The organism is Lentzea chajnantorensis (assembly GCF_054300775.1).
The window spans coordinates 107,929-122,372 of sequence record NZ_JBSDZT010000002.1; the positions used below are offsets into that span (position 1 = coordinate 107,929).

Here is a 14,444-nt window from a genome sequence, read left to right on the forward strand (position 1 = left end):
CGTCTCGCCTTCCCGTTCGTCGTCAGGAGCCGTCGTGACACACGCGAGCACCACACCACCCGCCACCGGTCCCCGGCCTGGTGGGCGGCGGCTGTACCCCGTCACCCCCATCGCACAGCCCGCACCGGCCGACGTGGCGGGCCAGCTGGCCGCCCAGGCCGCCGCCCAGGTCGCCCGCGCCCGGCAGTGGCTGCCCACGATCGAACCGGCCGCGTTCGACTGCTACCTCGGCAAGCTGACCACCCTCATGGACCCGCACACCGAGGCCGACCCGGCGGGCGTGCTGGCCACCCTCGTCAGCGCGGCCGGCGTGTTCATCGGCCACGGCCCGCACCTGCAACTCGGGTTCGAGAAGCACCCGCTGTTGGTGTGGCCGCTGCTCATCGGCGCGACCGGCCTGGGCCGTAAGGGCACGGCGACGAACGCCGCGCTGACACTGGTCGGCATGGCGGACAACGGTTTCCGTGCCAGCAACGTCCACACCGGACTGTCGACCGGTGAGGGCCTGGCCGCCGTGTTCGCCGCAGAGCCGGAGGACGGCAAGGCCGGGAGCAAGCCGCGGCTTCTGCCGGAAGGAGACTGCCGCCTGCTGGTGGAAGAGCCGGAGTGGGCGTCGGTGATGGCGCGCATGAAGCGCGAGGGCAACACGCTCTCCGCCACGCTGCGCGCGGCCTGGGAGGGCGGCAACCTGTCCACCCTCAACGTGGACGCCCGCATGGCACGACAGAGCCACCTCGGCATCGTCGCCCACATCACCCCAGGCGAGTTCACCGCCAAGGTGTCCGCCTCCGACCTGGCGGGCGGCACGTACAACCGGTTCCTGCCCGTCGCGGTCGCGGCGTCGAAGTTCTTCCCGGCCGCGCCGGACACGACGTTGCTGGGCGAGCTGGCCGCGTCGTTCGGGGACCGGTTGCGCAGCGCCTCCCAGCTTGGCGCGCTCGGCTGCACCGACGCCGCAGAGCTGGAGTGGAAGCGGCTCCAGCTGGAGTTCACGGGCCACCTGGGACGTGACCGGCCGCAAGTGGACGAGTTCATCTCGCGCGCGGGCGTGACGTGCCTGCGAATCGCCGCGCTCTACGCCGCGCTCGACCGCACGGACCAGATCACCCCGGCGCACATGACCGCCGCCGCCGCGCTGGTCCGCTACTCGATTGCGTCCGCCCGCGCGGTGCTTGCACCGAACGACGCGGCGGACAAGGTCATGGCGTACCTGACCGCCGCCGCTCCGAACGGCAAGACCACCACGGAGATCACGAAGGAGGTGTTTCAGGGCCACGCCAAGCGGGACGGGATCGACCTGGCGGCGCTTCTCGGGCAGCTGTGCGACGCAGGACGCCTCACCAAGGCCGTCCAGCCCGGCAAGGGACGGCCGACCGTGACCTACACCGCCGCCCGACGGGAGTAGTTGGCGAAATAAGTCCGGGGCACGTTCGTGCAGGTCAGACGGCACGTGCCCCGGACTGGGAGGGACTTAATTCGCCACGTGCGAAATAAGTCCGGCGCGAAACCGCAGGTCAGGGACTTATTTCGCCAATTCGCCAAGTTCGCCAGACACAGCAGCCCTCGCGGGCTCGGGAAGGACACCGGACATGCCCACCGCCAACGCCACGCCCGGACCGGAGCAGCCCCGTATCCTGCTCCGTGTCGAGGAAGCCGCACGGCGGCTGTCCATCAGCCGCACCACCATGTTCGGACTGCTCAAGTCCGGCGAGATCGACTCTGTCCTAATCGGACGCCTGCGGCGCATTCCCACGACGGCCTTGGACGCCTACACGGCCACGCTGACCGCCGGACCCGGCGCAGCAGCCTGACCACGGCCCCACTACCCCGCCCAGGCGGTAGCGCACACGCGTCAACCAGCGCATGTCACGTCCCCCGCCAACGCGCCGGCCGAACCGGAGCAGCGCCCACCTGGGCGGGGTAGTGGGGCCGTCCTTCACCACCCGCGCACCGCAGGGAAGCACCGGGGAAGGAGTCGGGGAAGCAAAAAATCTTGGGGATTTTTCCCCGAGACCTTCCCCGGCCAACTTCCCCGCCCCGACCAGCATGAACCCGTCACGGGGAAGATCCACAAGCCGACCGCTCAAGCCTCGGAATCCACCTATGGAGCACTTTCGCTCCCCCACTGACTTCTTCCCCGGAGCAACGCATTTGCACGCGCACACGAGAGGAACACCTCGCATGGCACGTAAGCCCCGTCCCGAAGGCACCCGCGCCCCCAACGGCGCGAGCACCATCTATCTCGGCGCAGACGGTAAGTGGCACGGCCGCGTCACGATGGGCGTGCTCGACAACGGCAAGCCCGACCGCCGACACGTCAAGCGCGCCACCGAAGGTGAGGTGATCACCGCCGTCCGCGAACTCGAACGGCAACGCGACAGCGGCAAGGTCAAGAAGGCTGGTCGCACGTGGACGTTCGAGATGTGGCTGACGCACTGGGTGGAGACCATCGCTGCGCCGTCGCTGCGCTACAAAGCCGCGACGTCGTACCGGACCGCCGTCTACCTGCACCTCATCCCAGGCCTGGGAGCGCACAAGATCGACCGACTTGCGCCAGAGCATTTCGAGAAGCTGTACCAGAAGATGATGAAGTCCGGACGCCACAAGCCGAGCACGATCGGCCAGATTCACCGGACCGCGATCACCGCGTTGAACGAAGCGATGCGTCGCCGTCACGTGACGGAGAACCCGGCCGAGCTGGCACGGCCGCCGAAAGTGGAGGAGAGCGAGATCGAGCCGTTCCACGAGGACGAGATCAAGCGACTCGTGAAAACCGCGCTCAACCGCCGGAACGGTGCTCGGTTCGTGCTGGCACTTGCTCTTGGCACCCGCCAAGGCGAAACGCTGGGTCTGAAGTGGTCGCGCCTCGACAAGAGCACGCGGACGATCCGGATCACGCGGCAGCTTCAACGCCAGAGCTGGCAACACGGCTGTGATGACGTGGCGGCGTGTGCCGCAAAGCACCACAAGACTGCGCCGTGCGGAGAACGCTGCCGTCACAAGCGGAAGCCGTGCCCGCCCCCTTGCCCGGCTGGATGCCTGGGCCATGCCAACAGGTGCCCTGAGAGGACCGGTGGCGGCCTGGTGGAGGTGGAGGTGAAGTCCAGTGCCGGAAAGCGCGGCATCGTGCTTCCAGACGAGCTGTACGAACTGCTCATCAAGCACGAGGCGCAGCAGGCCGCAGAGCGCGAGACTGCGGGGACTGAGTGGCACGTCGGCGGCTGGATGTTCGCTCAGCCCAACGGACTGCCGATCGACCCGAGCAACGACCGCAAGGACTGGAAGGCGTTCCTGATGGAGGCCGGAGTGCGGGACGCTCGGCTGCACGACGCGCGGCACACCGCCGCGACCGTGCTCCTCATCCTCGGCGTGCCCGAGCGCGCGGTAATGGAGTTCATGGGCTGGTCGAACATCGCGATGGCAGCGCGCTACATGCACGTGACCGCGCCCGTCCGGCGAGACGTCGCGAGGCGCATCAACGGGTTCATCTGGAACGGCGACTGAGACCCAAACTGAGACCCTGACGGGGCCACCTGACACCAGGTGGCCCCGTTTGCGCTGGTAGAGCGACTGTCGCACTACTCCCCGGCGGGCGTTACTTTCTTGACGTAGAGCAGCCGGTCACCCGGCTCGATCGCGTCCGCCTCCGGTGCGTCGACGCGGTACAGCGTCTTGCCCCGCACGACGCCCAGCACGATGTCGGACAGGTGCCGCGGCGACCCGCCCACCTCGCCCGGTTCGACGTCGCGCTCGGCGATCGCCAGGCCCGCGTCCGGCGTGAGCAGGTCCTCCACCATCGCCACCACGGACGGCGTCGCGGTGGCCATGCCCAGCAGGCGGCCGGCCGTCTCCGACGACACGACGACCGAGTCGGCACCGGACTGCTTGAGCAGGTGCTCGTTCTCCCGTTCCCGCACCGACGCCACGATCTGCGCCTTGGGTGCGAGCTCGCGGGCGGTGAGGGTGATCAGCACGGCCGTGTCGTCGCGGTTCGGGGCGACGACGATGGCGCGGGCACGGGCCGCGCCGGCGACCCTCAGCACGTCGTTGCGCGTACCGGAGCCGTGCACGACCACGAGCCCCTTGGCGGTCGCCGCGTCGAGCGACTCCTGCACGGTGTCGACGACGACGATCGAACCGGGGTCGACGCCGTCACCGAGCAGCGCCGCGACCGCGGACCGCCCCTTGGTGCCGTAACCGACGACCACCACGTGGTCCCGCACGACCCGCCTCCACTTCTGAATGCGCAACGCCTGACGGGAGCGCTCGGTGAGAACTTCGAGTGTCGTGCCGACCAGCACGATCAGGAACAGGACCCGCAGCGGCGTGATGACGAGGACGTTCACCAGCCGCGCGGTGGACGAGGCGGGCGTGATGTCGCCGTAGCCGGTCGTGGAGAGCGACACCGTGGCGTAGTAGAACGCGTCGAGCAGCGAGACGCCGTCCTCGTTGACGTCGCGGTAGCCGTCGCGGTCCAGGTAGACGATCAGCACCGCGAGCAGCAACGCGGCCATCGCGCCGACGACGCGCTTGAGGATCGCGCGGACCGGGCTCTGCACCTGGTCCGGCATCCTGACCACGCCGACGAGCGAGTGCGAGGCCTCGTCAGACAGGCTCATCGGGTCAACCTCTCGGGGAGCATCCGCCACAGGTGAGCGGCCGCCTCCGCGCCTTTGAGGAGCAACGGCACGACTACGCGCTCGTTCGGCGCGTGGACGCGATCATCCGGCAACGTCGCGCCGAGGTACACGAGGGGCACCCCGAGCCACGCCTGCAGCACCGCGGCCGGCCCCGACCCGCCCGCCCGCGCGAACCGCACCGGCTGGTCGAAGGCCAGCTCGAACGCCTCGCGGACGGCCTCGTTCGCCGGGTCGTCCGGGCTGATGGCGTACGGCGGCACGCCCGTGCCGCGGAAGCTGACCTCGGCCCTGATGCCCTCGGGCGTGTGCTTCGCGACGAACTCGCGCAACTGGTCGGCGACGTTCTCCGGCAGCTGGTCCGGCACGAGCCGGAAGCTGACCTTCGCGGTCGCGGCCGCCGGGATGATCGTCTTCAGGCCGGGTCCGGTGTACCCGGCCGACAGGCCGTTGACCTCGGCGGTCGGGCGGACCCAGAGCCGTTCGAACGTGGTGTAGCCGGGTTCGCCGGACAGCGCCTGCGCGCCGCCGCCGTTGGCCGCGAGCCACTTCCGCTCGTCGAACGGCAGCGCGGCGTAGTCGGCGCGTTCCCGCTCGGTCGGCTCGCGGACGTCGTCGTAGAAACCGGGGAGTTGAACGCGGCCGTGCTCGTCGTGCAGCGCCGCGACCAACCGCGCGAGTGCCGTCGCCGGGTTCGGGACCGCACCGCCCGCGCGTCCGGAATGGACGTCGTCGATGCCGCCGAAGAACGTGATCTCACCGCCGAGAACACCGCGTTGCCCGGTGTTGACCGTCGGTGCGTCGCGATCGTGCAATGCCGTGTCGGTGAACACGACGAGGTCACATCCGAGATCGCTTTTGTGGTCTTCGAGGAGCTTTCGCAGGTGCGGGGAACCCGATTCCTCCTCACCCTCGACGAAAAGCTTCAGGGTGACGCTCGGCGCATTCTGCCCGGTCGCGGACAGGTGCGCCCTCACCGCGAGCAGGTGCATCGCGACCTGGCCCTTGTCGTCGCTCGCACCCCGCCCGCGCAGCTCGTCGCCGCTGAGGACGGGCTCGAACGGCGGGTGGTGCCAGCGTTCCACCGGGTCCACCGGTTGCACGTCGTGGTGGCCGTAGACCAGCACGGTCGGTGCGCCGGGGTCCTCGGCGGGCCAGCACGCGTAGACCGCGGGCAGCGCCGGACCGTGGTCCCAGACCTCGACCTGCGGCCACCCGTCGGCGCTGAGCCGATCGGCCAGCCACCGGGCGGATCGGTGCACGTCGGCGTGGTGCGCCGGGTCGACGCCGATCGACGGGATGGTCAGCCACTCGCTGAGCCCGGCCACGAACTCCTCGGCCAGCGCGGCGACCGCGGACCGTTCTGGATGATGAGAATCACCTGCCACGCCGCAGGACAATAGGCCAGCCCGCGCTCGCCTACGCGGTGCAGGCATGACAGGGTGACGGCATGGAACCGAACCGTTCCCGAGCGCGATCGGCGTTGGCGCTCGCCGCACTGCTCGGGCTGGCCGGGGCAACCCACTTCACCAGGCCGAAGTACTACGACGCGATCGTTCCGCGTGCGCTGCCCGGTACCCCGCGGCAGTGGACGTACGCGTCGGGCGCGGCCGAGCTCGCCGTCGCGGCAGCCGTCGCCGCACCCCGCACCCGCAGGCTCGGCGGTCTCGCCGCCGCGGCGCTGTTCGTCGCGGTGTTCCCGGCAAATGTGAAGATGGCTCTCGATTTCCGGGACAAATCACCCAAAGCCAAGGCAATTGCCTACGGTCGCCTGCCGTTGCAGGTCCCTCTTGTGGCATGGGCGTGGAAAGTGGCGAAGTCGTCGCCCTGACCACCCCCGGTGGTGAGTGGCGGGGTGTCGGCAAACGCTGTCATTTCTTGCGCGAGAAACCTTAGGATGCGCCCTGTGCAAACGCTTCTGCAACGCGCCGCGGCCGCGCTCGGCTGGGACGGGGTCGCCGTTCCGGACGTCGCCGTGCTCGGCCAGCAGGTGTCCGCGGTGGTGCGTTTGCTGCCCGAGGTCCACGAGTGGAGAACCCAGAACGGCTGGCCGCCGCGCGCGGACCCGTCGTGGTTCCGCTCCTGGTTCGAGCCGGCCGCGCACGACCGCCTGCCCGTTGCCGCCGTGGAACTGGTCGGCGTGCTCGTCAGCGAGTCGACGACGGACCGGGCGCTCCAGTCGTGCGGCACGTTGCTGACCCTCGCGCCGTGTGCGGTCATGTTGCCGCGGACCGGTGAGTCGCAGGCGTGGTCGTTCATCGAGCTCGACTACTACGGCATCGGTGTCGTGGTCGCGGACGAGCACTCCGCCGACCTGATGGTGCCGCCGGAGGACCGCTCACCGGAGTTCGGGCCGTCGCTGTTCGGCCGGTGGCTGCTCGAAGTGCTCTACGAACGCGTGCTGAAGGCCTCGCACGCACCGGCCGGGACCAGCCCGCAGTCCTGAGCCAGCCCCGGTCCTGAGCCGGACCCGCAGTCCTGCCTAGCCCACGATCCTGCCTAGCCCACGGTCCTGATCAAGGCCTTCAGGCCGTCCTCGTCCAGCAGGTCGGCCGGGCGCACCGTGTGGTCGTGCCGGACGTAGTGGAACGCGGCCCGCACCCGTTCCAGCGGCTCGTCCACCAGCGCCGCCCACGCCAGCCGGTACGCGGCGAGCTGCACCGACAACGCCGGCAGCGCCTCCTCGTCCGGCACCGCGCCGGTCTTCCAGTCGACGACGGTCCAGCCGTCCGGGTCCCGGTAGACGGCGTCCATGCGGCCGCGCACCGAGATCCCGTCGAACTCCGCCTCGAACGGCACCTCCACGTCGTGCGGGGTGCGGTCGGCCCACGGGCTGCTCAGGAACGCCTCCTTGAGGCGGTCCAGGTCCGTGTCGGGCGAGGCGTCGGCGTCACCGGCGCCGGGCAGCTCGTCGATGTCGAGCAGGCGGGTGGCGCCGAAGCGGTTCTCCAGCCACGTGTGGAACGCGGTGCCGCGGCGGGCCAGCGGGTTCGGCGGGAACGGCAGCGGCCGACGCAACCTGCGGGCGAGCAGGTCGGGGTCCTTGGCGAGCTCGACGAGCTGGCTCACGCTCAGGTGGTCGGGCAGCAGGACCTGCTCACGCCGGTTCATCGAGGCGGCCCGTTCGGCGAGCAGCACGTCGACGTCCGCGGCCCAGCCCTCGGGGTCGGCGTCCTCCGGCAGCTCCGGGTCGTCGGGGACCACGTCGTCGGGCAGCGGTTCCGGCTCGGGCGGGAAGTCCTCGTCCGGTGGCTCGTCCGGTGGCGGGTAGTCCTCGTCGGCGGGGGTCTCCGGTTCCGGTTCCGGCTCGAAGATCAGCGGCAGCGGCTCCGGCGGTGCGGTGCGGAGCCGGTCGAGCGCGGCCAGCACCAGCTCCGCGCCCTCGACGACGGCGTCACGGCGCTTGCCCAGCGGGTCGGCGGGCCACTGCGCGGCCTTCACGTCCTCGGCGAGCGGGTTCGGGGTGCCGGGCTCGGGTTCGTCGGCCCAGACGCTGATGTCGCCAGGGGCGTTGTCGCGCTGCAGGACCGCGTGCATGTCGGTGAGGAACACCGAGGGGCCCTTGGGTTTGTCGCCCGCCTCGCCCCACCAGTGGCCGGACAGCAGCAGGCTGTGCTCGGCGCGCGTGACGCCGACGTAGAACAGCCGGCGTTCCTCGACCTGCCTGCGGTCCTCGAACTCCTCGGCGTGGATCGTGAGGGCCTCGTCGACCTCCTTGCGGTTCTGGCCGGCACTCAGCTTCAGCTCGGGCAGGTCCTGCGCGTCACCGCGCAGGTCGGCGGGCAGCTCGGTGACCGCCTTGAGCCAGCACGACGACTTCTTGCGGCCCGGGAACACGTCCTTGACCAGGTGCGGCAGCGCGACGATGTGCCACTCCAGGCCCTTCGCCGAGTGCACGGTCAGGATCTGCACCCGGTCCTCGGACACCTCGACCTCGCCCGGCTCCAGCCCGTCCTCGGCGTGCTCGGCGGTGTAGAGGTAGTCGAGCAGCGACGGCAGCGTCGCCGACGGGCTGGCGGCCGCGAAGTCCGCGACGACGTCGGCGAAGGCGTCCAGGTGCGCGCGGCCGACCATGCCCGGCCGCGACATGGCCTCGATGTCCAGCAGCAACGTCCGTTCGACGTCCGCCACCAGCTCCGGCAGCGGCTGGTCGAGCCTGCGCCGGATCGCCGCCAGCTCACCGCCGAGCCTGCGGATCCGCCGGTACCCGTCCGTCGAGTACGCGTCCGGGTCGCCGGGGTCGTCCAGCGCGTCGGCGAGCCCGGCCTGCTCGGCGTGCTCCCCCGGCAGCGCGTCCGCGATCACCAGCAGCGGGTCGTCCACGGCGGACTGTCGCGACTGGACACCGGCCAGGTCCCGCGCCCTGGTCCACAACGCGGCCAGGTCGCGCGCCGCGAGCCGCCAGCGCGAGCCGGTGAGCAACCGCGCGGCCGCCGTGCCCGCGAGCGGGTCGACGAGGACGCGCAGCGCGGACACCAGGTCCCGCACCTCGGGCTCGTCGAGCAGCCCGCCGAGCCCGACGACCTCGACGGGCAGCCCGCGTTCCCGCAGCGCCGCGGCGATGGCCGCCATGTCGGACCGGCGCCGCACCAGCACGGCCGCGGTCGGCGGCGCCCCCTCCGCGTCGAGGTGCGCGATCCACTGCGCCGCGAGGTTGTCCGCCATCCAGTCGAGCTCCTGGCGGATGTCGGCGTGCAGCGCGAGCCGCACGTCCCCCGGCCCCGCACCCGGACGGGCCTTGAGCTCCTCGACGTCGAGACCGGCCTCCCGCAACGGCAACGACACCGCGTTCGCGAGCTCCAGCACCTCCGGCGGGTTGCGGAAGCTCGTCAGCAGCCCGAACTTCGTCGTCGGCGGGAAGTCGTCCGCGAACCGCGGCAGGTTCGCCGCCGACGCACCGCGCCAGCCGTAGATCGCCTGCGCCGGGTCGCCCACCGACGTGACCGGCATCGGCGCGCCCTCACCGAAGAGGCTGCGCAACAGCACGCGCTGCGCGTGCCCGGTGTCCTGGTACTCGTCGAGCAGCACCGCGCCGTACCTGGCCCGTTCGCCCTCGCTGACCTCGGGGAACCCGGCGAGCTGCGCGGCCAGCGACATCTGGTCGGCGAAGTCGAGCGCCGCCTCCCTGCGCTTGCGCTGCTGGTAGGCGTCGAGCAACGGCAGCAACGCGACCCGCAACCGTTGCGCCGCAACGATCTCCTTGAGCTTCTCGGGCAACGCGTCCCGCTGCCGCGGCGCCTTGGGGGCGTTCTCGACGAGCTCGGTGAGCCGCGCGGCGTGGTCCTGCAGCTGTTCGGGCGTGACGAGGTGCTCACCCAGCTCACCGGCGAGCGAGAGCAGGTACCCGGTGATGGTCGCGGGCACCTTGTCGGTGTCGAGGTCCTTGGCCCACGTCGACACGACGCGGTGCGCGAGCTGCCACGCCGCGGTCTCGGTGAGCAGCCGCACCCCGGGCTCGACCGGGAGCCGCAACCCGTGCTCGGTGACGAGCCGCCCCGCGTAGGCGTGGTAGGTGAGCACGACGGGTTCGCCGGTCAACACCGCCATCTTGCGCTCGCCGCTGGGGTCGAGGTCGTCGAGCAGGGTGGAGCCGGCGAGCCGCCTGAGCCGCGCCCGCACCCGGTCCGCGAGCTGGCGGGCGGCCTTGCGGGTGAACGTCAGGCCCAGGACGCGGTCCGGCTCGACCAGCCCGTTCGCCACCAGCCAGACGACCCGCGCGGCCATGGTCTCGGTCTTGCCGGCACCCGCGCCGGCGATGACCAGGGCCGGGCGGGCGGGGGCGGCGATGACCTCGGCCTGCTCGGGGGTCGGCTTGTTGAGGCCGAGGGCTTCGGCGATCTCGAAGGGGCTGACGGTCATGGCCGCCTGCCTGTGGGGTGGGGAGCGGGACGAGACCGATCAACGCGCGCATGGCGGTCAACGCGCGGCCGGTGCTCAACGCGCGCATGGTGTTCGACGGGCACACGGCGGTCAACGCATGGCCGGTACTCAACGCGCGCTCGAAGCCCGACGCACGGCTCGTGCTCAACGCGCGCACGCCAGCCGACAGCTACACCGCGCTCAACACGCGCACGCCAGTCAACGCGCGCACGGCGGCCAACGCACGGCCGGTACTCAACGCGCGCACGGAGCCCGACGCACGGCTCGTGCTCAACGCGCGCACGCCAGCCGACAACTACACCGCGCTCAACGCGCGCACGGCGGCCAACGCACGGCCGGTGCTCACCGCCCGCATGCCGTCCGACGGTTCCGTGCCGTCCCATGCGCGCCAGCGCGCCAGCCGCTGAGAGCCGCGCCGCGCCAGCAGGCCCCCCAGCACCCACACGTCGCTCCCCCACCGCGCGCCCAACGGCCCCACGCCACCCAACAACCCCACACCGCCCACCACGCGCGCGGCATGCGCCCGTGGCAAGGCGCGGCTCAGCGCACGAGGCGAAGAACCGGACCGGGGTGCTGAGCAACGTCACCGGCACATCTTCCTACCTGCTCCGAACGGCTCCGCACCAGCCGGGTGGACGCGGTCGCCCGGCGGTGCGCCGGGAGGGAGGTGCAGGTCACCGGCGGGCCTCACCACCTACTCGCTCACCTGGCGTCCGGACGGGTGGACCGGGCACGTGGTGCGGGCCGGGCAGCGGTCGCAGTCGGCGTTCTCGCGCGCCGTGTACGAGGGGCCGAGCACGGACTCGGCCGCGTCTTGGACGACCTCCAGCCACGCGCGGACGCCCTGTTCGTCCAGGGGGGCCTGGGTGCGTTCCACGGCGCCGGTCTTCTTGTCCTCGCGGGCCACGTACAGCAGGCGGGCGCCGCCCGGTTCGGTGCCGAGGCCGATGTGCGTGAAGCCGCCCAGGGAGGTGGCCAGCTGGTAGACGGCGAGCTGGGGGTGTTCCTGGCCGGCGTCGCGGGAGACCGGGTTCTTGCCGGTCTTGATGTCCACGACGATCGGGCGGCCGTCGGCGTCGTGTTCGAGGCGGTCGACGCGGCCGCGGACCTGGAGCCAGGGGCCGCCGTCGCGTTTCGGGACCTCGACGGACATCTCCTCCTCGACCGCCACCTGGGTGAGCTGGCTGCGGGTCATGGTGAGCCAGGCGAGGAACGTGTCCAGCATCTTCTCGACGCGCATGCGTTCGCGGCGGGAGAACCAGGGGGCGCCCGCGTCGACGGCGGCCCAGGCCTCGTCGAGCTTCACGCGCAGCTCGCGGGCGTCTGCACCCGAGGCGGCGGCTTGGGCGAGGGCGTGGACGAGGGTGCCGGTGACGGAGGCCAGCTCGGCCGGGTCCTGGCCGCCGTGGCGTTCGACGACCCAGTGCAGCGGGCACTTGGTGATCACCTCGATGGTCGAGGGGGTCACGCTGACCTTCTGCTCTTCCGTCCACAGTGGATCTTCTGACGACACGGCGGCGACGCCGTACCAGGACTCCGGGTGCGCGCCGGGAACGCCGGCCTCGGCCAGGCGGGCCAGCTGGGTGGCGGCGCGCGAACGGCGGTCGGCCGGCTCCGCGTCCGAGCACACCACCCGGCGCAGCTCGCCGACCAGCTCGGCGAGCACCAGGCCGCGCTGGGGGCGGTGGAGCTTGCGCTCGTCCTCGGCGGACGACTCGATCTCGTCCAGGAAGCGCGACGGCTGCTCGTCCTCGCCGCGGACGGCGCTGATCAGCAGCTTCGACCGGGCCCGCGACGCCGCCACGAGCAGCAGGCGGCGTTCCTCGGCCAGGATCGGCGCCACCGCGGACACCGACGGCTCCAGGCCGGCCAGCACGTCCACCATCCGCTCGACGCCCAGCACCGTGCCGCGCAGCCGCAGGTCGGGCCACGCGCCCTCCTGCACCCCCGGCACCGCGACGACCTCCCACTCCCGGCCGGCGGCGGCGTGCGCGGTCAGCACCGCCACGGCCTCGCCGACGGGTGCGGCGGCGGCCAGCGTGTCGCCGACGATCCGCTGCGACTCCAGGTAGTCCGCGAAACCGGCCACACCGGAGCCCGGCAACCGGTCGACGTACTTCGCGGCCGCCTCGAACAACGCCACGATCGCGTCGAGGTCGCGGTCGGCCTGCATGCCGGTCACGCCGCGGCGCGCCGACTGCGTGACCCACCGCTCCTGCAGCCCGGTGGCCGTCCACAGCTCCCACAGCACCGACTCGACCGTCGCACCGCGGCCGATCGCCTTGCGCGCCAGCGACAGCAGGTGCGAGATCCGGCGGGCGGGCAGCGACTCGACGTCCTCCAGCGCGGCCAGCCGGTCGTCGGTCAGCAGCACCTCGACCAGCAGCTCCCCGCTCGGCCGGTCACCGCCGGCGGCCATCTCCAGCCGCCGCAGACCACGCCGCAACCGCCGCAGCGCCAACGGGTCCGCGCCACCGTACGACGACGACAGCAGCATCGCCGCCGTGTCCTCGTCCAACGCGGACGGTGAGGCCGCCGCACGCACCAAGGCCAGCAACGGGCGCACGGACGGCTGTTGCGCCAACGGCAGCTCGTCCGACGGCACCGCCACCGGTACGCCCGCGGCGAGCAGCGCGCGCTGCAACACCGGCAACGACAACGTGGCCGACCGCACGATCACGGCCATCTGCGACCACGGCACCTCATCGGCCAGGTGGGACCGCCGCAGCTGGTCCGCCACCCACGTGGCCTCCTGCGCGGCCGAGGCGAGCAGCCGCACCTGCACCGTCCCCTCGCCGTCGACCGGCAGCACCGACCGCGTCGGCGACGCACCGGGCAACCGGGCGGCCAGCCGCGCCACCGCGTCGCGCACCTCGGGCAGCATCCGGTGCGACTGCGCCAGCACCACCGTCTCGCCCGGCACGTCCCGCAGGATGTCCGGGTCGGCGCCGCGGAACGTGAAGATCGCCTGGTCGGGGTCACCGGCGAGAACGAACCGCGCCGCACCCGTCCCCAGCGTCCTGATCAGCGAGTACTGCATCGGGTCGAGGTGCTGCGCGTCGTCGACCAGCAGGTACCGCACCCGCCGCCGCTCGGCCCACAGCAGGTCCTCGTCCGTCGCGAACGCCGCGTAGGCCATCGCCACCAGCTCGGCCGCGTCCAGCGCGGGGGCGAACGCCGTCGCGGAGTCCATCCCCGACAGCAGGTTCACCTCCTCGTACTGCTGCCCGAACCGCCCGGCCGCCACCCACTCGTCGCGCCCGTGCCGCTCGCCCAGCTCGACCAGGTCCTCCGGGCCCAGCCCGCGTTCGGCGGCGCGCAGCAGCAGGTCCCGCAGCTCGTGCGCGAACCCGGGCAGCTCCAGCGCCGGCCGCAACCGCTCCGGCCAGTGCGCGGCGCCCAGCTCGACGTCACCGGCGAGCAGGTCGCGCACCATCGCGTCCTGCTCCGGCCCGGACAGCAACCGCGGCGGCGGCTCGCCGAGCAGCACCGCCTGGTTGCGCAGCACCGCGAACGCGTACGAGTGCACGGTGCGCACCAGCGGCTCGCGCACCGTCGGGAACCGCCCGGTCAGCAGCCGCGTGACGTGGGCGCGCAACGCCACGGACGCGCGCCGGTTCGCCGTGAGCACCAGCACGTTCTCCGGGTCGGCGCCGTGCTCCAGCACCACGTGCGCGGCCAGCTCGGCCAGCAGCGTCGTCTTGCCCGTGCCGGGGCCGCCGAGGACGCGCACGAAGCCCTCGTGCGCGAAGACCCGCTGCGCAGCGGCGTCCCACCGGGGACGCGGGCGCGTCTCCGGTCTCCTGCGGACCAGCTGGGGTGGAAGTGCCACGCCTCGATTTCACCACGCTGCACCGACAAGATCAGTCCCGCCCGCCGATCGGAGCACCCGCCGCTGCCGTCCACCTCCTCGACGGGGAGCGGTGG

10 protein-coding genes are annotated in these 14,444 nt (G+C 72.0%); 6 read left to right on the top strand and 4 right to left on the bottom strand.

Features of this window, described 5'->3' with window-relative positions; genetic code table 11:
• Positions 1-34 precede the first annotated feature (34 nt).
• The 3 genes from ACVDFE_RS00890 (at position 35) to ACVDFE_RS00900 (ending at position 3,504) form a co-directional block, all read left to right on the top strand.
• Positions 35-1,405 carry a DUF3987 domain-containing protein gene (locus tag ACVDFE_RS00890; RefSeq protein WP_458429265.1) on the top strand — a complete coding sequence of 457 codons (1,371 nt, stop codon included), beginning with the start codon at positions 35-37 and terminating at the stop codon, positions 1,403-1,405.
• A gap of 184 nt (positions 1,406-1,589) precedes the next feature.
• A complete protein-coding gene (locus ACVDFE_RS00895) occupies positions 1,590-1,811 on the top strand; it encodes an excisionase family DNA-binding protein (RefSeq protein WP_458429266.1) in 222 nt (73 codons plus the stop codon).
• A gap of 370 nt (positions 1,812-2,181) precedes the next feature.
• On the top strand, positions 2,182-3,504 hold the full coding sequence (locus ACVDFE_RS00900) for a tyrosine-type recombinase/integrase (RefSeq protein ID WP_458429267.1): 1,323 nt from the start codon (positions 2,182-2,184) through the stop codon (positions 3,502-3,504).
• 74 nt (positions 3,505-3,578) lie between these two features.
• Here the strand turns inward: ACVDFE_RS00900 and ACVDFE_RS00905 are convergent, their stop codons facing one another.
• Positions 3,579-4,619 (bottom strand): potassium channel family protein, encoded by a 1,041-nt coding sequence (locus ACVDFE_RS00905; protein WP_360386391.1) that lies wholly within the window; start codon positions 4,617-4,619, stop codon positions 3,579-3,581.
• Complete coding sequence (locus tag ACVDFE_RS00910; RefSeq protein WP_360386389.1) at positions 4,616-6,025, bottom strand: M20/M25/M40 family metallo-hydrolase; 1,410 nt, start codon at positions 6,023-6,025, stop codon at positions 4,616-4,618. Before ACVDFE_RS00910 ends, ACVDFE_RS00905 begins: the two co-directional genes overlap by 4 nt.
• Before the next feature lie 62 nt (positions 6,026-6,087).
• Here ACVDFE_RS00910 and ACVDFE_RS00915 point away from each other — a divergent pair, with 62 nt between their 5' ends.
• Both ACVDFE_RS00915 and ACVDFE_RS00920 read left to right on the top strand, forming a co-directional pair.
• Positions 6,088-6,468 carry a DoxX family protein gene (locus ACVDFE_RS00915; protein ID WP_360386387.1) on the top strand — a complete coding sequence of 127 codons (381 nt, stop codon included), beginning with the start codon at positions 6,088-6,090 and terminating at the stop codon, positions 6,466-6,468.
• A gap of 75 nt (positions 6,469-6,543) precedes the next feature.
• Positions 6,544-7,083, top strand: coding sequence for a hypothetical protein (locus ACVDFE_RS00920; protein ID WP_197289137.1), 540 nt, complete (start codon positions 6,544-6,546; stop codon positions 7,081-7,083).
• A 53-nt stretch (positions 7,084-7,136) separates the two neighbouring features.
• Here ACVDFE_RS00920 and ACVDFE_RS00925 read toward each other — a convergent pair whose 3' ends face one another.
• Positions 7,137-10,496, bottom strand: a complete 3,360-nt coding sequence (locus ACVDFE_RS00925; protein ID WP_458429268.1) for an ATP-dependent helicase — start codon at positions 10,494-10,496, stop codon at positions 7,137-7,139.
• 50 nt (positions 10,497-10,546) lie between these two features.
• Here ACVDFE_RS00925 and ACVDFE_RS00930 point away from each other — a divergent pair, with 50 nt between their 5' ends.
• Positions 10,547-10,924, top strand: a complete 378-nt coding sequence (locus ACVDFE_RS00930) for a hypothetical protein (RefSeq protein WP_458429269.1) — start codon at positions 10,547-10,549, stop codon at positions 10,922-10,924.
• A 287-nt stretch (positions 10,925-11,211) separates the two neighbouring features.
• Here ACVDFE_RS00930 and ACVDFE_RS00935 read toward each other — a convergent pair whose 3' ends face one another.
• A complete protein-coding gene (locus tag ACVDFE_RS00935) occupies positions 11,212-14,349 on the bottom strand; it encodes an ATP-dependent helicase (protein ID WP_458429270.1) in 3,138 nt (1,045 codons plus the stop codon).
• Positions 14,350-14,444 lie beyond the last annotated feature (95 nt).

Bases quoted from the DNA above. Each gene is read 5' to 3' on its own strand.
- ACVDFE_RS00925 (WP_458429268.1), bottom strand. From the start codon at position 10,496: ATGACCGTCAGCCCCTTCGAGATCGCCGAAGCCCTCGGCCTCAACAAG.
- ACVDFE_RS00900 (WP_458429267.1), top strand. From the start codon at position 2,182: ATGGCACGTAAGCCCCGTCCCGAAGGCACCCGCGCCCCCAACGGCGCG.
- ACVDFE_RS00915 (WP_360386387.1), top strand. From the start codon at position 6,088: ATGGAACCGAACCGTTCCCGAGCGCGATCGGCGTTGGCGCTCGCCGCA.
- ACVDFE_RS00930 (WP_458429269.1), top strand. From the start codon at position 10,547: ATGGCGGTCAACGCGCGGCCGGTGCTCAACGCGCGCATGGTGTTCGAC.
- ACVDFE_RS00905 (WP_360386391.1), bottom strand. From the start codon at position 4,619: ATGAGCCTGTCTGACGAGGCCTCGCACTCGCTCGTCGGCGTGGTCAGG.
- ACVDFE_RS00895 (WP_458429266.1), top strand. From the start codon at position 1,590: ATGCCCACCGCCAACGCCACGCCCGGACCGGAGCAGCCCCGTATCCTG.